20 protein-coding genes are annotated in these 22,955 nt (G+C 65.1%); 5 read left to right on the forward strand and 15 right to left on the reverse strand.

Features of this window, described 5'->3' with window-relative positions; genetic code table 11:
• Window positions 1-6: 6 nt before the first annotated feature.
• Together BMW74_RS20710 and BMW74_RS20715 are read right to left on the reverse strand one after the other, a co-directional pair.
• On the reverse strand, window positions 7-894 hold the full coding sequence (locus BMW74_RS20710) for an acetaldehyde dehydrogenase (acetylating) (protein WP_093425929.1): 888 nt from the start codon (window positions 892-894) through the stop codon (window positions 7-9).
• Between the two features lie 27 nt (window positions 895-921).
• The gene (locus BMW74_RS20715) at window positions 922-1,749 is read right to left on the reverse strand and encodes a fumarylacetoacetate hydrolase family protein (RefSeq protein WP_093425931.1); all 828 of its coding nucleotides are present in this window, start codon (window positions 1,747-1,749) and stop codon (window positions 922-924) included.
• A gap of 356 nt (window positions 1,750-2,105) precedes the next feature.
• On the opposite strand from BMW74_RS20715, the gene BMW74_RS20720 reads away from it, so the two are divergent.
• Window positions 2,106-2,903, forward strand: a complete 798-nt coding sequence (locus tag BMW74_RS20720; protein ID WP_093425933.1) for a DODA-type extradiol aromatic ring-opening family dioxygenase — start codon at window positions 2,106-2,108, stop codon at window positions 2,901-2,903.
• On the opposite strand, the gene BMW74_RS20725 is transcribed toward BMW74_RS20720, so the two are convergent.
• The 13 genes from BMW74_RS20725 to BMW74_RS20785 all read right to left on the reverse strand — a co-directional run bounded on the left by BMW74_RS20725 (window position 2,900) and on the right by BMW74_RS20785 (window position 15,614).
• Window positions 2,900-3,301, reverse strand: a complete 402-nt coding sequence (locus BMW74_RS20725) for a nuclear transport factor 2 family protein (RefSeq protein ID WP_093425935.1) — start codon at window positions 3,299-3,301, stop codon at window positions 2,900-2,902. The genes BMW74_RS20720 and BMW74_RS20725 overlap by 4 nt on opposite strands.
• 65 nt (window positions 3,302-3,366) lie before the next feature.
• Window positions 3,367-4,593 carry an MFS transporter gene (locus BMW74_RS20730; RefSeq protein ID WP_093425937.1) on the reverse strand — a complete coding sequence of 409 codons (1,227 nt, stop codon included), beginning with the start codon at window positions 4,591-4,593 and terminating at the stop codon, window positions 3,367-3,369.
• Entirely contained in the window at window positions 4,583-5,392 is an 810-nt protein-coding gene (locus tag BMW74_RS20735; RefSeq protein ID WP_093425939.1) for an enoyl-CoA hydratase/isomerase family protein, read from the reverse strand. The genes BMW74_RS20730 and BMW74_RS20735 overlap by 11 nt, the downstream gene beginning before the upstream one ends.
• 30 nt (window positions 5,393-5,422) lie before the next feature.
• Window positions 5,423-6,181, reverse strand: coding sequence for an enoyl-CoA hydratase/isomerase family protein (locus BMW74_RS20740; protein ID WP_093425941.1), 759 nt, complete (start codon window positions 6,179-6,181; stop codon window positions 5,423-5,425).
• A complete protein-coding gene (locus BMW74_RS20745; RefSeq protein WP_093425943.1) occupies window positions 6,178-7,350 on the reverse strand; it encodes an acetyl-CoA acetyltransferase in 1,173 nt (390 codons plus the stop codon). The genes BMW74_RS20740 and BMW74_RS20745 overlap by 4 nt, the downstream gene beginning before the upstream one ends.
• Complete coding sequence (locus BMW74_RS20750) at window positions 7,347-7,727, reverse strand: Zn-ribbon domain-containing OB-fold protein (protein ID WP_093425946.1); 381 nt, start codon at window positions 7,725-7,727, stop codon at window positions 7,347-7,349. The genes BMW74_RS20745 and BMW74_RS20750 overlap by 4 nt, the downstream gene beginning before the upstream one ends.
• Window positions 7,720-8,187, reverse strand: coding sequence for a MaoC/PaaZ C-terminal domain-containing protein (locus tag BMW74_RS20755; protein WP_093425948.1), 468 nt, complete (start codon window positions 8,185-8,187; stop codon window positions 7,720-7,722). Before BMW74_RS20755 ends, BMW74_RS20750 begins: the two co-directional genes overlap by 8 nt.
• Window positions 8,184-8,663 carry an FAS1-like dehydratase domain-containing protein gene (locus BMW74_RS20760; RefSeq protein WP_093425950.1) on the reverse strand — a complete coding sequence of 160 codons (480 nt, stop codon included), beginning with the start codon at window positions 8,661-8,663 and terminating at the stop codon, window positions 8,184-8,186. Before BMW74_RS20760 ends, BMW74_RS20755 begins: the two co-directional genes overlap by 4 nt.
• Before the next feature lie 5 nt (window positions 8,664-8,668).
• Window positions 8,669-10,780 (reverse strand): acetate--CoA ligase family protein, encoded by a 2,112-nt coding sequence (locus BMW74_RS20765; protein ID WP_093425952.1) that lies wholly within the window; start codon window positions 10,778-10,780, stop codon window positions 8,669-8,671.
• A gap of 33 nt (window positions 10,781-10,813) precedes the next feature.
• A complete protein-coding gene (locus BMW74_RS20770) occupies window positions 10,814-11,572 on the reverse strand; it encodes an SDR family NAD(P)-dependent oxidoreductase (RefSeq protein WP_093425954.1) in 759 nt (252 codons plus the stop codon).
• A gap of 19 nt (window positions 11,573-11,591) precedes the next feature.
• Window positions 11,592-12,722, reverse strand: a complete 1,131-nt coding sequence (locus BMW74_RS20775; protein WP_093425956.1) for an acyl-CoA dehydrogenase family protein — start codon at window positions 12,720-12,722, stop codon at window positions 11,592-11,594.
• A complete protein-coding gene (locus BMW74_RS20780) occupies window positions 12,723-13,751 on the reverse strand; it encodes an acyl-CoA dehydrogenase family protein (protein WP_093425958.1) in 1,029 nt (342 codons plus the stop codon).
• A gap of 111 nt (window positions 13,752-13,862) precedes the next feature.
• Entirely contained in the window at window positions 13,863-15,614 is a 1,752-nt protein-coding gene (locus BMW74_RS20785) for an FAD-dependent oxidoreductase (protein ID WP_093425960.1), read from the reverse strand.
• A gap of 340 nt (window positions 15,615-15,954) precedes the next feature.
• On the opposite strand from BMW74_RS20785, the gene BMW74_RS20790 reads away from it, so the two are divergent.
• The 4 genes from BMW74_RS20790 to BMW74_RS20805 all read left to right on the forward strand — a co-directional run bounded on the left by BMW74_RS20790 (window position 15,955) and on the right by BMW74_RS20805 (window position 22,937).
• On the forward strand, window positions 15,955-17,601 hold the full coding sequence (locus BMW74_RS20790; protein WP_093425962.1) for a DUF1302 domain-containing protein: 1,647 nt from the start codon (window positions 15,955-15,957) through the stop codon (window positions 17,599-17,601).
• Window positions 17,602-17,671: 70 nt separating this feature from the next.
• Window positions 17,672-19,021: a DUF1329 domain-containing protein gene (locus tag BMW74_RS20795; RefSeq protein ID WP_093425965.1), complete on the forward strand. Its 1,350-nt coding sequence runs from the start codon at window positions 17,672-17,674 to the stop codon at window positions 19,019-19,021.
• 228 nt (window positions 19,022-19,249) lie between these two features.
• Window positions 19,250-20,365, forward strand: a complete 1,116-nt coding sequence (locus BMW74_RS20800; RefSeq protein WP_175479271.1) for a WD40/YVTN/BNR-like repeat-containing protein — start codon at window positions 19,250-19,252, stop codon at window positions 20,363-20,365.
• A gap of 46 nt (window positions 20,366-20,411) precedes the next feature.
• Entirely contained in the window at window positions 20,412-22,937 is a 2,526-nt protein-coding gene (locus BMW74_RS20805) for an efflux RND transporter permease subunit (RefSeq protein ID WP_093425970.1), read from the forward strand.
• Window positions 22,938-22,955: the final 18 nt, after the last annotated feature.

Below are 22,955 nucleotides of genomic sequence, written 5' to 3' on the forward strand. Positions count from 1 at the left end.
GAGTGGTCAAGGCTTGAGCATGTCTTCGGCAAACATGTGCGCCGTGCGGGCCGCGGCTGCCGTCATGATGTCCAGGTTGCCGGCGTATTTGGGCAGGTAGTCGCCCAGGCCTTCGACTTCCATGAAGATCGATACGCGGTTGCCGTCGAACACCGGGCCATTCTTCAGGGTGTAGCCGGGCACGTACTTCTGCACTTGCGTGATCATGTCGTGCACGGACCGGGTGATGGCGTCGCGGTCCGGCTCGGTCTCGGTCAGGCAGTGGATGGTGTCGCGCATGATCAGTGGCGGTTCGGCAGGGTTGATCACGATGATCGCCTTGCCGGCCTTGGCCCCGCCGACGTTGACGATCGCGTCCGCGGTCGTGCGGGTGAACTCATCGATGTTCTTGCGTGTGCCTGGGCCGACCGAGCGCGAGGACACGGTCGCGACGATCTCGCCGTACGCCACGGGTTGCACTCGCGATACGGCGTAGATCATCGGAATCGTCGCCTGTCCGCCACAGGTCACCATGTTGACGTTCATCACCCGTGAGCCCAAATGCTCGGCCAGATTGACCGGTGGCACGCAATAGGGGCCGATGGCTGCGGGCGTGAGGTCGATCATCAAGACCCCTAATTCATTGAGCTTGCGCGCGTTCTCGGCGTGCACGTAGGCCGAGGTGGCGTCGAAGGCGATCTGGATGTTGTCGGCCTTGATGTGGGGCAGTAATCCGTCCACGCCCTGGTCCGTGACCTTTAGGCCCAGCTCCCGGGCGCGCTTCAAGCCGTCGGATTCGGGATCGATCCCGACCATCCAAACGGGCTCCAGTACGTCACTGCGTTGCAGCTTGTAGAGCAGGTCGGTACCGATGTTGCCGGGCCCGATCAGGGCGCATCTGATTTTGCGTGTCATGGCCAGTTCTCTCGCATTGAGGCAGGGTTAGTCGGTGAAGCGAATGGAGGCGCACCCGATGTCCGTCACGGTCAGCTCGAAGTGGTCGCCAGCGTTTACGGGGACCAGCGGCACCAGCGATCCCGACAGGATGATTTCGCCCGCGCGCAGGGGCATGCCGAAGGCGCCCAAGGTATTGGCCAACCAGGCCACGGCTTCGGCGGGGTGGCCCTGCACGGCCGAGCCGAGCCCGCTGGAGTGCGGTTCGCCATTGCGCTTCATGTCCAGGCGGACGTTGGCGAGGTCCAGGCCCTCAGGCGATACACGTTGGCTGCCCAGGACAAAGATCCCGCAGGAGGCGTTGTCGGCGATCGTGTCCTGGATCGCGATCTTCCAGTCACGGATGCGCGAATCGACGATCTCGAAGCAGGCCATGACCGACTCGGTGGCGTGCAGCACATCCGCCCGGGTGACGCCGGGACCCATCAGGTCGCGGTTGAGAATGAACGCGATCTCACCTTCGGCGCGGGGCTGGATCAGGTTGGCCTGGCTCAGGCTGATGCAGGCGTCGTTGGCGAATTGCATGCGGTCGGTGAGGAAGCCGAAATCCGGTTGGTGGACACCGAGCATTTCCTGGACCGCTTTGCTGGTCACGCCGATTTTTTTGCCGATGACCTGTTCGCCATCCGCTTGGCGCCGTTCCAGAATGGCCAGGGAGATGTGGTAGGCGTCGTCGATTGCCAGCGCGTCGGTGGTGGTCGGCGGCTCGATCGTCTCGCCGTTGCGCAGTGCCAGGTAGAGGCGCTCGGCCAGTCTCTGGCGCAGGCGCCTGTTGTCTTGGGGGGCTGCGCCGGTGGGTTCGATGATGGGGCACATTGGACGGTCCTCTTTGTCGGGCGTGTTCAAATCATGCCTGATGCGCCGGCGCCCGCCCTCACCCGCATGCAGTAGCCGCCACACTCTTTGCGGGTTTTTAGCGGGGGATTTTGCAGCGTTGAGGGGTAATCGATTTGGGGGAGGCGCGGGGGCGGGGAACCTCGCACACTGGCGTAATGCTGTTCACTGAAGGGCGTCCCGATATCGCAGCCACACTCGTGGCGAGCGAGCTTGCTCGCGCTGGACGACGTCGCCGTCCCTTTTTATCGGGTCGCTGCGCGACCCAGCGCGGGTACGCCGATGGGCCAGGTACCCAAGGCCCGTTGTCCCATCACCCTCATGAGGTTGTGCCTTCGATGAGTCTTCCGAGTCTGTTCATCCCCCATGGGGCAGGTCCCTGTTTCTTCATGCGCTGGACTTACGGCCCGAGCGAGATGTGGCAGGCGATGGGGGCGTGGCTCCAGGGTCTGGCGGCGAGCCTGCCCGAGCGGCCGAAGGCGATCCTGGTCGTTTCGGCGCACTGGGAGGCCGAGTCGTTCAGGCTGACCGCCAGCCCAACCCCGGAGCTGATCTACGATTACAGCGGTTTCCCCGCGCATACCTATCAATTGCAGTATCCGGTGGCCGGCGCGCCCTGGCTGGCCAGGGCAGCGTGCGAGCGCTTGTGCGCCGCCGGGCTGGCGGCCACGCTCGATGCCTCGCGCGGGCTGGATCACGGCGCCTTCATTCCGTTCAAGCTGATCTATCCGCAGGCGGATATCCCCATGGTGCAACTGTCGCTGCGCGATGATCTGGACCCTGCCGCGCACCTGGCGGCCGGGGCGGCGTTGGCGGGATTGCGCGAGCAGGGCGTGCTGATCGTGGGCAGCGGCATGTCATTCCACAACATGCGCCCATCGGGCGCGGACCAGGCTGAGCGGGGACAGGCATTCGATGACTGGTTGTTCGAGACGCTAATGTCGGCGCCACCCATGCAACGGCAGCGCCTGTGCCAATGGGCGGCGGCCCCGCAGGCACGCTTCGCCCATCCGCGCGAGGAACACCTGCTGCCCTTGCTGGTGGCCAGCGCCGCGGCCGGCAACCTGCCCGCGCGGCGGGTCTACACCGAGCGGCTGGGGGGGCTCATTGCGGTCTCGGCCTATCGCTTCGGCTAGCCGTCGCGGTTGTCGGTCGAGGCATTGACCTCAATGTCGCCAGGGCCGAAATAGGCCCGCATGGTTGTGATGAGCCCGGCGTCGTCGAAGGTCATCACATCAATGACCCGCACCCGGGCTTCACCCTGGGGGAGCTTCACCACGGCATCGAAGGCCATCGCGCCAGCGTCACCGTGAGAGCCGCGGATCGGCGCGCAGAGTTGCAGGGTGGCGCCGTTGGCCATGGCGCCGCGGTAGAACTCGACGATCTGTGCCTTGCCCTGGCGCGGTGGTGTGCCGTAGGGGTCTTCTACCGTCGCGTCGTCATGGTAGAGGGCAATGAGGGTCTGCAGGTCATTGCGGTTGAAGGCGTCGATGTAGGCTTGAAGGGCATTTTTTATCTGGGTTTGGCTTGGCATGTCGGCTCCTTGTTCAGGCGATGGTGTTCGGGTTTGGGGGGACTTGGCCGACAGGCTGCGGCCGTTCATGGGTGGTGCACAGGGTTTTTTGTGTGCGCCATGGCCAGGGTCGTCAGGGCGGCCAGTACCAGCAGACCGGTGGTGCAACCCAGGGCCAGGGCGTAGGAGTAGCGTTCGGCGAGCACCCCGATGAGCACGGGGCCGATGACCATGCCGAGGTCGGCGGCCATCTGGTAGCCGGCGATGACGGTCCCCCCCCGGCCATTGGCGGTGTCGCCCGCGATGGCGGCTGCGGCGGTGGTGCAGAACGCGGTGCCGAGGCCCATCAGCGCCAGTCCGGCCAGGTAGGCTGCCAGCGAGTGTCCGCCCTGGATGACCAGGTAGCTGCTCAGCACCAGACCGAGGCCGAGCATCAGGCTGGGCTTGCGGCCCCAGGTGTCCACCCATTGGCCGGCCTTGGGCAGCAGCAGGGTTTGGCTCAGTGCGCCGATGGTCAGGCTGATGCCGATCCATTTCGCCGGCTGGTTGAGCACCGTCAACAGGAACAGCGGCAGCACGGACACCCTGACGCCGTAGACGGCGAAGCCGATGGCGAAATTGCTGGCGATTGCGGATCGGTAAGCGGCCCGTTGCAGCGCCTGGGGAAAGCTGACCGGCACCTGCTCGTCACTGTTCGACGCACGTTGCGCCTGCCGCAGGTGCCGCAGCAGCAGTGCCGCGACCAGGGCGGCGGCTCCCGTTCCCGCGCCATAGATGAAGAAGGGCAGGCGCACGGACATCCCCACGAACAGGCTGCCAATGGCGGGGCCGGTCACGGTCCCGACGTAGTAGGCCCCCATGAACAGGCCTGCTGCCCGGCCCCGGTGGCTGGCGGCGGTGGTGCGCAGCATCAGGCTCATGGCCGACACGCTGTAGAGGATCGAGCCCACACCGCACAACCCGCGCAAGGCCAGCAACTGCTCGGCGGAGGTGGAAAACCCGGCCCCCACGCTGCCGAGGGTCATGAGCCCGAGACCGGCGCAGAGCACTCGGTATTCGCCCCAGCGATTGAGCAGCCGTCCGCCCGGCCAGGCCATCAGCAGGCGAGCGAGGGGAAAGGCGGCGATGATCATGCCGATCATGCTGCTCCCCACGCCCAGGGCCTGGCCAAACACCGGGATGGCCGGTGACTGGATGCCGAAGCCCACGGCGGAGATAAAGCTGATCACGCACAGGCAGCGTACTTCCGTGGAGATACCCGCCAGCCAACCGGTGTCTGCAGTGGCCTTGGCCATGGGGTGTTCAGCGTCCATGGAAGGTGGGCTGGCGCTTTTGCGCGAAGGCGCTGGCCGCTTCCTGGTGATCCGCGCTGAGGAAGGTCGCCGCTTCCAGTTGCAGGCCCAGGTCGGTCACCAGTTGGCTGCGCTGGCGCAGGATCTGGTTCAGCGTGCGCTTGGTGCCTTGCAGCGCCAGCGGGGGGAGGGCGGCCATGCGCTCGGCCATCTGCAGTGCCTGATCGTGAAGCTCGGCGACCGGCATGGCGCGCAGGGCCAGGCCGAGTCGGACCGCTTCGCTGGCGCTGAGGCGCTCGCCGGTCATCAGGTAGTACTTGGCGGCGCCGAGGGGCATGCCCAGGGGCCAGGCCAGCGCGCCCCCATCGCCTGCGACCAGGCCGATGGGCACATGGGTGTCGGCGATCTGGGCGTCATCGGCGACCAGCACCACATCGCAGAGCAGGGCCAGGGTTGCGCCCAGCCCCATGGCGTAACCCTGCACGGCGGCGATGATCGGCTGCGGGACGTCGAGGAAACGCTCGATCAGATTCGCCGCGCCGTGGGTGACCAGGGCCATGGTTTCGTAAGGGCTGCGCTCGTTGGTCGGGGCCTCGGCAAACGATTTGACGTCGCCGCCGACACAGAAGGCCCGCCCTGCACCCTGGAGCACCACGGCCCGGATACTGGTGTCGTGGCGCAGGTCGGCAAGCAGGGCTTCGAGGCCTTCATGCATGTCGTCGCCGACGGCATTGAGGCGCTCGGGGCGATTGAGGGTCAGCGCCAGGACGTGGCCACGACGCTCGGCGAGGATGCTGCGAAAACGACTGTAATCGATCATGGGGAACTCCATTCTGGGGATGAGTGGGCGTCAGCGGCGCCCAAGTTTTTCCAGCATCGCCGCGCGCGCGCGTTCGCGGTCGGGATCGAGGATGGCCAGGTGCTGCAGGGTGACTTCGGCCTCCAGTTGCTCGGCCAGGCTGTTGCGTGCGGCCTGGGCCAACAAGCGCTTGGTCAGCCCTACGGCGAGTCCGGGCTTGCTGGCCAGTTGCTCGGCCAGCGCCAGTGCGTGTCCAAGCAGGTGCTCGGGGGGCAGCACTTCGCTCACCAGGCCCCACTCAAGGGCTTCTTCGGCGCTCAGCCGGCGATTGCTGGCCAGCCAGGCAAACGCCCGGGAGTAACCCAGGAGCCGAGTGATGAACCAACTGCCGCCGGCATCCGGGACCAGCCCGATGTCGACGAACGCTGGGACGAACTTGGCGTTGCTGGACGCGATGCGGATATCGGCGGCGCAGGCCAGCGACAGTCCGGCGCCTGCGGCGGCCCCGTTGACGGCGGCAATCACGGGCTTGTCCAGGGCGGCCATGGACAGGGTGTGTGCATTGAGGGTGTGGCGCATCGTGCGATGCCCCATGACCTCGGGGGCGGGCCGTGCGTTAAGGTCGGCGCCCGCGCAGAAGCCACGCCCGGCGCCCGTCAGCACCACCGCGCGCACCTGTGGGTCACTGGCCTCATGCCAGGCGTCAGAGAGCTCATCATGCATCTGCGCATCGAGCGCGTTCAGCGCCTCTGGGCGGTTGAGTGTGACCAGCAGCAGCGAGCCCTGGCGTTCACGCAGGACGCTACTCATAGCGTGGCCCCCGTTCCGAGGATGGCGGTGACCTGGCTGGAGAATTGGCCGCCGTTGCCGTGGGCCAGCGCCAGTTCCACGCCGGCCTGCTGGCGTGCCCCGGCTTCGCCGCGCAACTGTCGGGTGGCTTCGATGAGGGCGAAAATGCCGTACATGCCGGGATGGCAGTAGGACAGGCCGCCGCCATTGGTATTGACCGCCAGCGTTCCGCCCGGAGCGATGCGGCCGTCGGCGACGAACGCGCCGCCTTCGCCCTTGGGGCAAAACCCGAGGTCCTCCAGGAACATGATGGTGTTGATGGTGAAGGCGTCGTAGAGCTGCACCACGTCGATCTCGGCCGGCCTGACTCCGGCCATGGCGTAGGCCCTGGCGCTGGAGTCGACGGCACAGGTGGTGGTCAGGTCAGGCATCTGGGAAATGCTCCGGTGCGAGTGCGCCTCGCCGGCGCCGAGCAGGTAGACCGGCGGCTTGGGCAGGTCGCGTGCGCGGTCGGCACGGGTCATCACCAGGGCGCCACCGCCATCGGTGACCAGGCAGCAGTCACGGACGCTGAGTGGGCTGGCGATGATCTTGCTGGCCAGTACCTCGGCAATGCTCAGCGCGCCCTTGTCGTGGCAGAACGCGACGGGGTTGAGCTGTGCCCAGGCGCGTGCGGCAACGGCCACTTCGGCCAGTTGTTCGCGGGTCGTGCCGTATTGATACATGTGCCGGGCCGTGACCAGGGCATAGCCGGACAACGGGTGGCGCGGCTTGTACGGCGCTTCGTAGTTCGGCAGCTCCAGCACGCCGCCCAGCGGTTGCCGGCGTTGGGCATCCGCGCGCGGGGTACTGCCGTAGACGATCAGCGCGGTGTCGCACAGCCCTGCCTTCAGGGCGGCCGCCGCGTGGAACACATAGGACAGGAACGAGCTGCCGCCCATGTTGCCGCTGTCGCTGTAGCGGGGGCGGATCCCCAGGTATTCGCCCAGGTCCAGGTTCGACATGTAGCGGCCCGCGACGCAGCCGAACAGGCCGTCGACGTCCCGGGTGCGCAGGCCCGCCTCGCCAAGCGCGCGCACCGCCGCCTGGGCGGCCAGCTCGATGGGGTAGCGCTGTGGGCCGACGTCGCCGAGGTCCGATTCGGCGACCCCGACAATCGCAGCGGCACCCCGCAGGTCATGTTGAGTCATGAGCGTTCTCCATCGGTGAGGTCGAATACCACGCGCGATTCCTCGCCTTCGAGGCGCTCCACCCGCGCCCGGACCCGGGCGCCGATGGACGGCGCATCGCAGCCAGGGACCGTGCTCATCATGCGAAAGCCTTCATCCAGGTCCACCAGCACCAGGTTGTAGTTGCGTTCCTTGTCGAAGATCACGCTGGAGGAATAGAGCGTGCCCAGCCCCAGGCTGTCGCGCAGCTGCAGTTCCACCGAGCCGCAACGCGAGCAACAAGGGCGCAGGTAGAACACCGCCTGGCCGCACTCGTGACAGTGTTGGTACACCAGGGCGCCCCGGCTCAGGCCTTCGAGGTAGCGCTGGTAGGGCGCTTGTTCGCGGATATCAGGCATGTTGCGCGCCTCCGGGGGTGGTGTAGGCCGCGACGGCGGTGGCCGTCAGGACATCCTGGCGCTGGCCGTTGGCCGCTTCGCGCTGCACCAGCAGTTCACAGCTCACTTGTCTGGCGCCAGGGCCTTGCTGGGTGATCGCGGTGACGCGCCCACTGAGGATCAGGGTGTCGCCGGGCCAGACCTGGGAGACGTAACGAACCGAGTACTTGCGCAGTGCCGCCAGACCCAGCCAGGAGGTGGCGTAGGCCGAGAGGACGCCCGCCGTCAGCAGGCCATGGCCGAACACGCTGCGGTAGCCAGCGCGATGGGCGAAGGTCTCGTCGTGATGGATGGGGTTGAAGTCGCCGCTGGCACCGGCGTAGCGCACGATATCGGTGCGGCTGATCGGCCCGACGCGTCGCACAGGGGCGATGTCGCCGATCTGAAGGTGCGGGGAAGATGCATTGATCACACTGTTCATGTTGGCAGTACCTCAGCCTTGTCCATGGGCGGCAGGGGGGGCAGTTCGATGATGGTGCTGCGGGCGATCAACGCCATTCGTTCATGCTCGTCATAGAACACCATCTCGCGCACGATCAGGGTCATCGGGCCCTTGGTGCCTTGCTTGTGGGTCACATCGGCGATGTGCGAGCGGACGGTGAACGTCTCGCCGGCCAGTAGCGGTCGCAGGTATTCCCACTCATTGCCGCCGGCCAGCACGCGCGTGAGGTCGAGCTTGAGCGGGTTGCCGTCCTGGGCGGGCTGCCAGTGCAGGCAGACCGTGCTGAAGGTCGCGGGCGCGGGCGGGGCGCCGAAGTCCTGTTGGTGCGCGGCCTCGGAGTCGAAGTAATAGGCGTCGCTACAGAAGATCGCCTTGGCGAATTCGGCCACCTTGCCTTCTTCCACTTTGAAGCGGAAAGGGGGGAACTGGTAGCCGATCAGGGATTGGTCTGCCATCGGGGTCACTCCTTCACCGCGTCGGCCAGTACGATCAGCGCATCGGCGGCGATGGCCTTGCCGTCGTCGACCCGGATCGGGTTGATGTCGACTTCGCTGACTTCGTCAAGCTCCAGGGCCAGGTTGCCGACGCCGACCATGATCGCGGCGATCTGCGTCTGTTCCTCGGCACTGAGGCCGCGTCGCCCCTGCACCAGGCGCCCCTGCAGCAATTGCCCGAGTGCGGCGCGAGCGGTGTCCAGGCCGAATGGCGGGCGCAGCAGGGTGGTCTGCGCCAGTTGCTCGACCAGCACGCCGCCCAGGCCCACCGCCACCATGGGACCGAACACCGGGTCGCGCTGCAGGCCGCAGGTCAGTTCCAGGCGCGCCGGCACCATCTGCTGGACCAGAACGCCGTCGAGGACGGCATGGGGGGCGCGTCGGCGGACTTCTTCGAACATGTCCCGATAGGCGTCCCGCACCGCATCCGCGCCCTGCAGGCCGAGGCGGATGGCCCCCGCATCGGACTTGTGTGGCAATTGATAGGACATGACCTTGAGCACGACGTTACCGCCGATGCGTGCCGCCGCCGCGATGGCCTCTTCCTCGCTGTGGACCCACTCCTCGCGGGTGAGGGGAATGCCGTACTCGGCGAACAAGCGCTTGCCCTGGGCCTCCATCAGCACCTGTTCGCCCGGGGGCAATTGCAGGTGCGTTCGCGCACGCTGGGCCCGCTCGGCATTGGGCTCCCAGGCGTGATCGGCCGCGAGGCTGGCGCGCGTCGAGAAACGGTGCAGGGCGGCGAGCGATCGGGCGAGCCGCTGCGGATCGGTGTAGGTCGGCACGCCGGCCTGCGTCAAGGAGTCCACCAGGTTGGTGGAGAGCACGGCCATGGGTTTGTCAGTGCGCTGGTAGAGGGCGGCCAACTCGGTGTTCGACGCGGTGGCGCGCGCCCAGGTAACCAGGGAGAGCATGTCGACCGATGGGCTCTGTGCGACCAGATTCTGCAGCGCGGCAATGGCCGCGGGTTTCACCGCGGCCGTGGTGTCGATGGGGTTGCTCACGCTGCCGAAGAAGGGGCTATGCAGCACGTTGAGCATCTGGGCCTGCTGCGCGGGGGGGAAGGTCGGGACATCCAGGCCGTTCAGGCTGGCTTCGTCGGCCAGTAAGACCCCGGTGCCACCGGAGGCGGTAATGATCGCCAGGCGGTTGCCGGTGACACGACGGCCGTCCTGGAAGATCATGCCCAGGTCGAGCATCTCCTCCAGGCTGTGGGCCACGATCACGCCGAACTGACGGCAGACCGCGTCAAACACATCGACGGCGCCGACCACCGACGCGGTGTGGCTCATCGCGGCTTTGGCCGCCACCTCGGAGCGCCCGGCCTTGAGCACCACCAGCGGTTTGTCGAGCGCCTGGGCGCGGCGGGCTGCCGCGATGAAGACCTCGGGATCACGCAGGGTCTCACTGAACGCCAGCAGCACACGCACTTCCGGTCGCTCCACCAGGTAGCGCAAGACGCCGGCAATGTTCACGTCCAGCTCGTTACCGGTACTGACGAACCAGCCCAGGCGCAGCCCGGTGAGCAGGCCCTTGGTGGTCAGGTAGGAACCGAAGCCGCCGCTCTGGGAGATCAGTGCCACGCTGCCGCCTGGGGGCACCGGCTCGTCCGGGCTCAGGGCGAAGTTGGCCATCACGCCGCCGGCGATGTTCAGGTAGCCGATGCAGTTGGGGCCCATCACCCGCACGCCACCGGCACGCGCGATCTCGGCGACGCGCTGCTGCAGGGCGAGCCCTTCGGCGCCCGCCTCGGCGAAGCCGGAAGAAAGCAGCACCACGCCACCCACGCCCTTGACCACGGCCTGTTCCATGATGCCTTCGACGGCCTGGTTGGCCACCGCGATGACCACCAGGTCAACGCTGAGCGGCACATCGAGCAGGCTGGCGTAGGCACGCGTGCCCTGGACGCTGTCGTCCTGGGGGTGGATCGGGTACAGCGCGCCGCCGAAGGAGCGCTTGAGGTTGGCGAATAGCAGGCCGCCGATGCTGTAGAGGTTGTTGGAGGCACCGACCATGGCGATGGTGCGTGGTGCCAGCAGGCGATCGAGATCGGGAGCGGCGGTGTCGATACGAGTCATTGGGGTTGTCCTGTTCCGAACGGGCGTTTGCGCTTAGCGCACCATCATTGAGCCGCCGTCCACCGACAGCACCTGGCCGGTGATGTAGGAGGACTCTTCGCTGACGAGGTAGAGGAACGCCGGAGCTATCTCCTCAGGCTCCGCCGAGCGCCGCAGCGGGTGCTGCTTGAGCGCGGCCGCATGGGCATCGGCGAATTTCGGGTCGTTCATGATGGTCTTGGTCATCTCGGTGGCCGCCGCCGGAGCGATGGCATTGACCAGGATGTTGTACTTGCCCAGCTCGCGGGCGGCGGTGCGCATCATGCCGAGCATGGCGGACTTGGCCGCGGCATAGTTGATCTGGCCGATGGAGCCGTTCTGCGCGGTAGAAGAACTGACGAAGACGATGCGCCCCCAGCGACGCTCGATCATGTCCTGGGCGACCGCCTGCAACCAGTAGAAGGAGCCGTGCAGATGCACATCGATCACCTGGTGCCACTCGGCGCCGGTCATCTTGTGCAGCATGGCCGGACGGGTGATCCCGGCATTGTTGACCAGGATATCGATCGGGCCGAACTCGGCCTTGATGGCCGCGGCGGCAGCGTTGACGTCGGCCTGGTTGGCAATATCACAGTGCACGAACAGGGCGGTGCCGCCCTCGGCGTTGATCAGTGCGACGGTTTCTTCACCGCCACTGACGTTGACGTCGACGATGGCCACGCGGGCGCCCTCGGCGGCATAGCGGCGGGCAACGGCACGACCGATGCCTTGTGACGCACCGGTAATGACGGCAATGCGGTTGTTCAAACGCATGATGGGACTCCTGGTCAGGTCAGCGCGGCATGTCGAGCATGCGCGCGAGAATGTTCTTCTGGATTTGCGACGAGCCGCCGTACACGCTGACCGGGCGCGAGGTGAAGTACTCGGCCAGCCAGCGGGGCGCATTGCCCGTCAGGGCATCGGCGCCGAGTACATCGAGCGCGACATGCATGGTGTACTGCGCGGCGTTGGACCAAAGCAGCTTGCCCACCGAACCTTCCGGCCCCGGATCGCGACCGGCCAGGCGTAGCGACAATTGCTGTGCCACGTTCAGGCTCAGCGCCTCGATCTGCACATGGGCGCGCGCCAGTTTGTGGCGGGTGCTGGTGTCGGCGAGCAGGCCACGCTCGGCGGCGATCCGCTCGATCTCGTGCAGTCGGCGGCGCAGTGTCGAAATGGAGCCGGTGTCCGACGCGCCACGCTCGTAGGACACGGTCGTCATCGCGATGCGCCAGCCGTCGCCCGGTGCGCCGATGCGCTGGCTGGCGGGAATGCGCACATCATCGAAGAACACTTCGGCGGTTTCCGGGTGGCCGCTGTGCAGCACGATGGGCTTGACGGTGATGCCCGGGGCATCGAGCGGGGTCAGCAGGCAGGAGATGCCCTTGTGCTTGGCCGCGCTGCTGTCGGTACGTACCAGCAGCAGGCACCAATCTGCCTGCAATGCGCCGCTGGTCCACATTTTCTGGCCGTTGACCACATAGTGGTCGTCGTCCAGCTCGGCGCGGGTGCGCAGGGAGGCCAGGTCGGAACCGGCGCCAGGTTCGCTGAAGCCCTGGCACCATTGCACCTCGCCGCTGAGCAGCGTGGGCAGGAAGTGTTGCTTCTGCGCCTCGGTGCCGTAGGTGAAGATCGCCCGCCCAAGGTAGTTGACCATCGCCGGCAGGTGAGGGGTGTCGGCGCGGCCCGCTTCGTCATTGAGAATGGCGTCGAAGGTGGGTGGCAAGCCTTGGCCGCCATACTCCTTGGGCCAGTTCAGGCCGATGTAGCCGCTGGCGTAGAGCGCTTTGTGCCAGCGCTTGTGCAGCGCGCGCAGGCCTTGCGGGTCGGTGATTTCGCGCCAGTTGGCCGGCGTGTTGTGCTGGAACCATTGGCGCAGTTCGAGGCGGAACGTGGCCTCTTCGGGGGTATCTCGAAAGTCCATTCAGCGTGCTCCCAGTCGGGCGTCGGCGATCAGTTGCAGTTGATGGGACTCGTCGCCGAACAGGCGGGCGTCGAGCAAGACACGGCGGGTGTAGACGTGCGCGATGTGCTCCCAGGTCTGGCCGATGCCGCCGTAGACCTGCATCACCGCTTCGGTCACCGGCAGTGCCACGCTGGAGGCGTAGGCCTTGGCGGTCCGTGCGGCCAGCAGGGCTTCGTCAGGGGCCAACTGGTCTACCGCCCACGCGGCGTAGCAGGTGAGGCTGTGGGCGGCCTGGGTCTGGACGAGCATTTCCGCGCACAGGTGCTGGATCGCCTGGAAACTGCCGATCAACACCCCGTATTGCACCCGTTCCTTGGTGTAGGCCACCGCACCGGCATGAGCGCCGTTGAGGGCGCCGACGATGTCCGCCGCCACGGTGGTCAGGGCCAGGGCATACCAGCGTTTGAGGGCGGGGAGGTCGATCGGTTGACCGAGTACCTCGACAGCGCCGGGCGCGCTGCGAAGGTGGCGCACCTCGCGGGTCAGGTCGGCGGGCGCGAGGCCCGGGGTAAAACCGTGCTGCAGGCTGACGCGCACCAGGCGGCCAGCACTCAGGCCCAGGGCCGCGCTGGCGCCTGCGCAATCCCAGGCAATGCAGCCGGGTTCGTCGGGGGAGGCCAGGCGCTGCAGTGTTCGGTCCAGCAGCAGTGCATAGCGGGTTTCGCCGGCGGCGAGTGCGTCGATCAACGCGTGCGGCGCGTCCGCCAGTACAAGCAGTTCGCTGGCCAGGACCGCGGAGGCAAAGGGTTGTGGAACCAGGGTTTCGCCCAACGCCTGGGCGGCGATCATCACTTCGACGCCGGAAGCCAGGGGGATCCCGTTATCGCGCAGGCGCAGGCCGAGCAGGCCGACCTCGGTCAGCCTGTTCCAGTCCTGTTCCCGGTCCCGGGTGGTGAGGTCGTGCGGGTTGGCGATGCCAATCGACTGTGCCAACCGCTGGGCTGTGCGTTCGAACATCTGCTGTTCGTCGTTCAATAGTGCGAGCACGGGTGCGCTCCTTCTTTGAGTCGTGGATGAATCGACGGGAGGGTTGTTGGCACGGCTTGCCCTGGCCGAGGCTGATGTTCACGAGCCCCGGCGCGCACGCCATGCCGTGTCCTAGGCGTGCACCCTGGGCGGCGTGGCGCTGCTGGCAGTCGACGGCATGCGCTGGGCAATGTGATTGGCCGCGCGATAGCCAAAGGTCAGGGCCGGCCCGAGGGTGCCGCCGGCGCCGGGATAGGCGTCCGCCGTCACCGCGCCCGAGGCATTGCCGATGGCATAGAGACCGGGGATCGGGCGTCCCTCGATGTCCAGCACATTGGCGTCGCGATCGACTTTCAAGCCGCCCTTGGTGCCCAGGTCCCCGAGGTCGACCCGGATGGCGTAGTAGGGCGCCCGCTCAAGCGCGCCGAGACTCGGATTGGGCTGCTGCCGCGGGTCGCAGTAGAAGCGGTCGAAACTGTAGTGACCGCGCTTGAAGTCGAGGTCGATGCCTGTCTTGGCATAGCCGTTGAAGACCGACACGGTGGCTTCCAGGGTGGCGGGATCGACCCCGATTTTGCGCGCCAGCTCGCCGATGGATCCGGCGCGGTAGAGCACGCTGTCCCACCATTCTGGGGGGAGGCTGGCGTCCGGCATGATCGAGCCGGGCATGATCCGGCCGAGGATGTTCTTCTGGCGATAGGTGGCGTCGAAGATGAACCAGCACGGCATGTTGGCGCCGGTGTTGGCGTTGTCCTTGAGCATCTCGTGGCCGAAGTCGTTATAGGACATGGCCTCGTTGGTGAACCGCCGGGCCTGGCGGTTGACGCAGAGGCTGTGGGCGTAGCTGCGTTCAATGAACAGCGCGCTGCGCATGTTGACGTTGGGCGTGTCCGCGGCCGGGATGCGTACGGTTGGCGCCCACCAGGCTTCATGCATGAACTCGGTGTCGGCACCGATTTTTTCGCCGGCGATCAACGCGTCGCCGGTGTTGTTGTGCATGGGCGTCACACTCCACTCGACCAGGGTGCTGCCGGGCAGGTGAGCGTCACGCAGCGGCTGGCTCTGTTCGAAGCCGCCGCTGGCAACGATCACCGCCTGGCTGGCGTGGATCTGGTAGTGGTTGCAGTCCTGGCTGACGACCGCGCCCCGGACGACCCCGTCCTGGACGATGAAGCGTTCCAGTCGAGTGTTGAGCAGCAGCGTCACCCCGCGCTGCTGCAGGCCGATGCGCAGGCCGGCGACGAGGGCGCTGCCCATGGTGACGCGTCGATCACGGCGGGTCTTCAGGCGCCAGCCGATATCGGACCAGTAGTTCCAGATCAGCGAGAAGATCTTGCGCTTCCAGCCCTTGGCGCGGGCCCCCAGCAGTTGGCCGTCGTAGTAGTCCAGGGCCACCCGGCCGAACAGTTTGGCGCCCATGTCGGCTTCGCGCAGGGCGAAGAAATCATCGCCCAGGACCCCGGCATCAATCGGCTCGACGAACATGGTCCGACCGTTGTCGGAGGCCCCCGGCAGGTGCTGGCAGTAATCGGCGTAGCCAGTGACGGCGTTGTACTTCACGCCGACGTTGTGGCGCATGTATTCGACCATTTCCGGTGCCGAATCGAGGTACGCGCGAAGTTTCTCCTCCGCCACCAGCCCGTGGGTGCATTGCTTGAAGTAGGTCAATGCCTCTTCATAGGTGTCCTGTTCACGAATACCGATGTTGTTGGGGATCCAGATACCGCCCCCCGACAGCGCCGAGGTGCCACCGTAGCGGTCACTCTTCTCGATGACGATGACCTTCAGGCCGAGGTCATGGGCTCGGTTGGCGGCGAGCAGGGCGCCCGCCCCGGAACCGACTACCAGGACCGCGCAGTGCTTGTCCTCGACGAATGCATTCATGGCATGCGATCTCCGTTGTCACGCGCCAGCGGGGGCGCTTTTTTGTTCTTGGGAGCGAAGGCCACCGCCGGTTTTTGGCCGCGGTCCTTCGATGCACATAGGTTGAACGCGATGCTTCTACGGAATCATCAACCGTATGCAGTAGATGAGCACATTCGTTCGGCACAACGCGGCGAGGAGGGGGAAATTTATCTTCCTGGCTACTGCAAACGGTTGATGTTGGCACTGGGTCTTTGTGTTGAAACTAGCTTCGAAGCCACGGCCCGGGGAACCGGCCTGGGCTGTCATCAGGACAAGTTGAACAAAAAACAAAACCAGACTTGGACTTGCGGAGCACAACATGCACAAGACACAGAAGGCTGCGACCCCGGGTGGTCGCAGGCTATTGGCACCGATGTTGTTGCTCGGTGCCGTGGTCAGCCCCTTGGCTAACGCCATCTCTATCGATACCGGCAACCCCGACCTGCAGATCAACTGGACCACGGACTTTCGTCTGGGGCTGGGTTGGCGTGCGGAGTCGATAGACTCGCATCTGGGAAATGATCCGATCAACCAGCAGTCTGACTACTCCGCCCACAGCGGCGATATGTGGAAACGGCGCCTCGATGTGCTGACGGAGATGGACGTCATCTACAAGGAGGACTACGGCGCTCGCGTCAGTGCCACCGGTTGGTACGACAACGCCTATGACGATCACGACCTCAGGGGCAATCCCAGCCTGGGCGACATCTCCGCCTATGCCAACGGCAAACTCTCGGGGCAGGCGCAGCGTTATTACAACGGACCGTCCGGCGAGATTCTCGATGCGTTTGTGTTCGGCGCATTCACGATGGGCAGCATCCCGGTGTCGGTGAAGGCGGGCCAGTACTCGCTGATTTGGGGGGTGTCCCAGGTGAATGGCAGTGACTCGATCTCCTGGAGTCAGCAACCGGCCAACTTCCAGAAGGGCGCGGAGATCCCCGGCGCGTCACCCAAGGAACTGGCGTTGCCGCTGCCGCAGCTGTCCTTCCAGAGCCAACTGAGTGACAAGGTCTCGCTGTCCGGTTATTACCACCTGGATTGGAAACCGAACCGCCAGAGCGAGGGCGGTACCTTCCTGGGCGGCCCCGACTTTTTATACAGCGACGATGGCCGATTATTTGCGGCTGCCGTGCCCGGCTTCGGCAATATCTACATCAACCAGGGCAAGATCATCGAGCCGGATGACAAGAGCAAGGGCAACTATGGCGTGCAGTTGAGCCTGAGCCCCGATTGGTACGGCGGCACCATTGGCCTGGTGTATCGCCACCTGGATGAGATGCAGCCGTGGCCGGTCAACTTCCAGGTCGACCCGACGGACCCGATTACCGGGCTGCGCTTCCATCAGGTGTACAACCGTGGCGTCGACCTGTTTGGCGCCTTCACCAACTTCAGTTGGCAGGACCTCAGTTGGGGCGCCGAGCTTTCCTATCGCCGTGGCACGGCACTGGATAGCACCGGGGGGCCACTGCCCAATGGCAGCCTCGACGGTGCGACCGGCAATACCTGGCATGCACTGCTCAATACCCAGGCGTCGATGCCCGTGTTGCCGCTGTATGACACCGGGGTTGTGGTCGCAGAACTCTCCTACACCTACCTGGACAAGGTGACGCACAACGAAGCGGCCTTCAATAAATGCGGCGACGCCCTGGACGGCCCTGGCTGCGGTAGTCGCGACGCCAGCAGCTTCTCGCTGATCCTGTTGCCCACCTGGCTGCAGGTCATGCCCGGCGTCGACTTGACCGGCAACCTGACCTTGGCCGGCTATGGCCTGCAAGGCAACTCACCGATCCCGACCGGGCCGGCGGAACGCGCGTATGCCTGGTCGACCGGGGTCACTGCCGATATCAACATGCGGTACAAGGTTGGCCTCCTCTATTCGGATGCCGGCGATTCCCAAGAGCGCCTCGGTGCGATGGGCAGCACGGACCGCGGTCGTATCACCCTGACCTTCCAAACCAGCCTGTAAGGGGCTTGCGTCCCGGTGGGGCGCAAGGTTGCGCGTGCTCGTTGGGGCGCGCCCAAAGAGGAGAAAAAAGATGAGAATCAGTCAACTCGCCTTATCGCTTGCTATGTCACTGTCACTGTCGATGCCCGCCCTGGCCGTTGTTTCCAGCGAAGAGGCCGCGCAGTTGGATGGGGCCAAACTGACGGGGGTCGGCGCCGAGCGTGCGGCCAGCGCCGATGGCAGCATCCCCACCTGGACGCCGAACTGGAAGGGGCCGACCATGCCGCAGGAGGGCGGTATCTATCCCGATCCCTTTCCCGGCGAAAAACCGCAGTACAGCATCAGTGCGGCCAACATGGCGCAGTATGCGGACAAGCTTAGCGAGGGCACCAAGGCGCTGCTCTCGCGCTGGCCGGACTTCAAGGTCGAGGTCTACAAGAGTTATCGGGTGGTCGACTTCCCCGATTGGTTGAAGCAAGACACCGCGAAAAACGCCACCCGCGTGCAGAGCACCACCGACGGCGCCGATATCAGCGGAGCCATGGGTGGCTATCCGTTCCCGATTCCCAAGAGCGGCGCCGAGGTGATCTGGAACCACAACCTGCGTTACTACGGACCGGCCTATCGCTCCAGGTTCGCGGGTTATCTGATCGACTCCTCGGGCAACATGATCATGACCCATGATTTGGAGAACTACACGGAGTCGCCTTATCACGAGAGTCCGGATGAGCCCGCCCAGTACTTTCAACGTCGCCTGAGTACGTACGTCGGTCCGCCACGCAGCGTGGGTGAAAAATCGCTCAACTACATGGTGGTGAACTTCAAGAAGGATGGCCGCAACAAGAACTGGGTCTACAACCAGGGGCAGCGTCGTGTGCGCCTGACCCCGGACTTCGGCTACGACATCCCGATGGCCATGGCCGGTGGCGCGTATTTCTTCGACGAACTCGGCATGTGGGAGGGGCAACTGGATCGCTTCGACTTCAAGCTGGTCGGCAAGAAAGAGATGTTAGTTCCGTACAACAACTACAAGTTCATGATGCACAGCACGCCCGAGGAGGCCTACGGCAAGCAGTTCGCCAACCCCGACCTGGTCCGCTGGGAACCCCATCGTGTATGGGTCGTGGAGGCAACGTTGAAGCCGGGCATGCGTCATGCGCAAAGCAAGAAGGTGTTCTACGTGGACGAAGACAGTTGGTCGATTGTGCTCTACGAGGCCTACGACCAGGCAGGGAAGATGATGCGTTCGGCCCAGGGCTTCCTGACCTACGACTGGAACACCAAGTCCGTGCCTAACACCCCCATGGTCATCTACGACCTGGGCAAGGGGCAGTACGGCAGCTCCATGCACCTGGCAGGTGGCAGCGGCTACGTGCGTGTTCCGCGCTGGGCCAACAGCAAAATGACCCCGGACTCCATGGCGGGTAGCGGTATTCGTTGAGTGCCCGGCGGCAGTGAAGTCCGCCGCCGCGTTCACTCCTGCGTTCGGCGACACAGGCCTGTGCCGGTGTCGCTGGTTTTTTCTCGCGGCCTACTGCAGATGGGGCATGCCGCAACGGCGGTTTTTCTCGAGACTGAAGCTGTTCCTGGCCGGGCCTGGCACTCGGTTGCACCACGCGGCAGCAAGCTGAATAAGAACAACAGCAGACTTGATCTAGCGGAGAACAACATGCGTGCAATGCGGAGTGCTTTTGCTCGTTCGGCGGTCACCTCAACCGACCGCAAACTGATCCCGGGAGCACTGCTGGCGTTGGTGCTGGCGCTGTCCTCTGTCGCGGTCACGGCCAATGGGTTCGTCGACCCCCTCGATCAGCCGGCCAGGTCGGTGCTCCAGGCGGCGCACAAGCCGCTGCGCGATATCGTCAATACGGGCAAGCGCCTGATTGCGGTCGGCGACAACGGGCTGATCATTTTTTCCGACGACCAGGCCGCCACGTGGCGTCAGGCGCAGGTCCCGGTGAGCGTCGATTTTAATGCGGTGTATTTCTCCGATGCGCAGCACGGCTGGGCGGTCGGCCACGGCGCCGCGATTCTCCACAGCAGCGACGGCGGCGAAACCTGGACGAAGCAGCTCGACGGCCGCCAGCTCGAAGCCATGGTCGTCGACTACTTCAAGGGCGGGCAGTCGGGCCTGGAGCCTGCGCGCGCCGACAGCTACCTGTCGGCGATCCTTGCCATGAGCCGGCCCGGGCCTGGCCAGTTCTTCATGGGCGTGTGGTTCGACGCGTCCGGGCGCAACGGCTATGCCGTCGGTCCTTTCGGACTGATCGTCGGCAGCCACGATGGCGGCAAGACGTGGCAGCCGTGCAATACCCGGATCGACAACGATGACCTGCTGCACCTGACCGCCATCGACGAGGTGGGCGGGCGGCTGTTCATCACCGGCGAGCGTGGTCATGTCTGGGTCCTGGAACCCGGCACGGGGCGCTTCAGCGCGCGGCAGACCGGCTATGAGGGCACCCTGTTCGGTCTCACGGGGGATCAGGGTGCGCTGCTGGCGTATGGGCTGCGCGGGCATGTTTTCCGCAGCACGGACCAGGGGCAGCACTGGGCCTCGGTGACGAATGACTTCAACAACCTGGTGGTCGCCGGTGCCGCCCTGTCAGGTCAAAAAATGGTGCTGGTCAGCCAGTCCGCGCAAGTAGCCATGAGCCGCGATCAAGGGGCGACATTCACGCCGCTCGACATCCAGCCGCCAAGCCTGCTCTCCGGCGTGGTGGGGATGTCCGGCGACCAGTTGGCGTTGGTCGGCCTCAATGGCGTGACCACCCTGAATTTTAAGTAGAGCCGGGCCGCACGCTCTATCGGGCCTGACTCAGAGGAAAGATACGATGGCCACATCTCAGGACAACAATGCGACACCGGTGCTGCGCGATCGCGCCCAGTTCGATGTCCACTCGGGTAGCTTTCTCGAACGACTGATCTTCAATCACCGTCTGTTCTTCGTGGTGCTGTGTTTGGTCCTCACCGTGCTGCTGGGCTACAAGGCCACCGACCTGCGTATCAACGCCAGCTTCGAGCGAATGATGCCCAGCTCCCATGAGTTCATCCGCAACTACCTGCGCAACAAGATCGACCTCTCGGCCTTGGGCAACTCGGTGCGGGTGATGGTGGAGAACCCGCGCGGGACCATCTATGACCCCGCCTACCTGCAAGCGCTCCAGGAGATCAACGACAAGATCAACCTGGCGCCGGGGGTCGATCGTGCCTGGATGCGCTCGTTGTGGATGCCAGCGGTTCGCTGGAGCGAGGTCACCGAGCTGGGAATGGAAGGTGGCCCGGTCATGCCCAACGATTACAACGGCTCGCTCGAGCAGTTGCAGATGCTGCAGGTGAACGTGTTGCGTGGCAATCTGCTCGGCGACCTGGTGTCCCTGGACATGCGTTCCTCGGTGATCCTGGTGCCGTTGATGGACAAGGACCCGGTCACCGGTGTGGCGTTTGATTACCGACAGTTCTCCGCCTTTCTGGAGAAAGACATTCGTGGGCAGTACGAGGTGCCCGGCGCCGATGGCCTGCCCAAGGTGCGCGTGCATATCATCGGCTTCGCCAAGCTGGTGGGCGACCTGATCGATGGGCTGACACTGGTCATGGGCTTCTTCGCCGCTTCGGCCGTGATCGTGGCGCTGGTGATCTTTGGCTACACCCACTGCCTGCGCAGCACCCTGTTGCTGTTGGTGGCTTCGCTCAGTAGCGTGCTCTGGCTACTCGGCCTGATGCAGCTCCTGGGGTACGAAATCGACCCGTACTCGATCCTGGTGCCGTTCCTGATCTTCGCCATCGGCATGTCCCATGGCGCCCAGAAGATGAACGGGATCATGCAGGACATTGGCCGGGGCACCGACAAGTATGTGGCGGCGCGCTACACCTTTCGCCGTCTGTTCCTGGCGGGGCTGTCGGCGTTGCTGGCCAATGTCTTCGGCTTCGCCATCCTGATGGTGATCGACATCCCGGTGATCCGCGACCTGGCGATCACCACCAGCATGGGGGTCTGCGTGCTGATCTTCACGCAACTGATCATGGTCCCGGTGATGCTCTCCTACGTGGGGGTCAGTCAGTCGGCAGCGCGGCGCAGCGTACGCAACGAAAGCGAGGAGGGAGGGGCAGGCAAAGGCCGGTTCTTCGACACTATCGGTACGTTGTTGGTCAAGTGCACACGACCGGGACCGGCCCATGTGCTGGTGTTGTTGTCACTGCTGGTGGGGGTCGGGGCTTATCAGGTGCGTTCCGGGCTGCAGGTCGGCGACCTGGATGCCGGGGCGCCGGAGTTGCGCCCCGAGTCCCGGTACAACCGTGACGTGGCGTTCTTCAACCAGAGCTTTGGCCGTTCCACCGATCAGTTCGCGGTGATCATCAAGACCCGGCCGGGTGGCTGCTCCACCTTCGAGACCCTGACCGAACTCGACCGCCTGACCCAGATGTTGCGTGACGTGCCCGGTGTACAGTCGGTCGCCAGCCTGGCCAGCTCCGTGCGGTTCATCAATGCCAGCTATGGTGAGGCGAGCCCGAAGTGGATGAGCATTCCGCGCCAGGATGAGGTGGCGGCACAGGCTTCGCAGATCGCGACCATGCAATCGCCGGAGCTGGCCAACTTCAGTTGTTCCGTGTCGCCGGTGATCGCCTATTTGTCCGACCATCGTGCCGGGACGCTGCAGGGCGTAGTGGACGCCGTACAGGCCTTTGCCAAGCAGCACGACTCCGACGACCGGCAGTTCCTGCTGGCGGCAGGTCCTGCGGGCATCGAAGCGGCGACCAATCAGGTCGTTGCCGATGCCAGCTCGAAAGTGCTGCTGATGCTCTACGCTTCGGTGGTGTTGCTCTGCCTGATCGCGTTTCGTAGCTGGCGCGCGGTGCTGGTGGCGCTGATTCCGCTGATCATCACATCGCTGCTGTGCGAAGCACTCATGGTGATCATGGGGATTGGGGTGAAGGTCGCGACCTTGCCGGTGATTGCCCTGGGGGTGGGCGCCGGCGTGGATTACGCCCTCTACCTGCTCAGCGTGCAGCTGACCTTGCAACGACGCGGTGCGAGTCTGGAAGAGGCCTATGCCGGTGCCCTGCGCTTTACCGGCAAGGTGGTCGCGCTGGTCGGCTTGACACTGGCGACGGGCGTCCTGACCTGGGTGTTCTCGCCCATCAAGTTCCAGGCCGACATGGGCATCCTGCTGACGTTCATGTTCCTGTGGAACATGCTCGGGGTTCTTGTGCTGACGCCTGCGCTGTCGCATTTCCTGCTGCGTGGGGAGACCCGCCAGCCGACGCTCGACAACGCTGGCGATCAGGCGGTCACTGACGTGCAACGGCCCGCGTCCCTCAGCAAGGAGCTGGCGCAGGAGTCGGCCCTGACGGACCGTTAGCGATACTTTCAGGCGCTG

It is taken from the genome of Pseudomonas sp. ok272, from assembly GCF_900109995.1.
Classification (GTDB): domain Bacteria; phylum Pseudomonadota; class Gammaproteobacteria; order Pseudomonadales; family Pseudomonadaceae; genus Aquipseudomonas.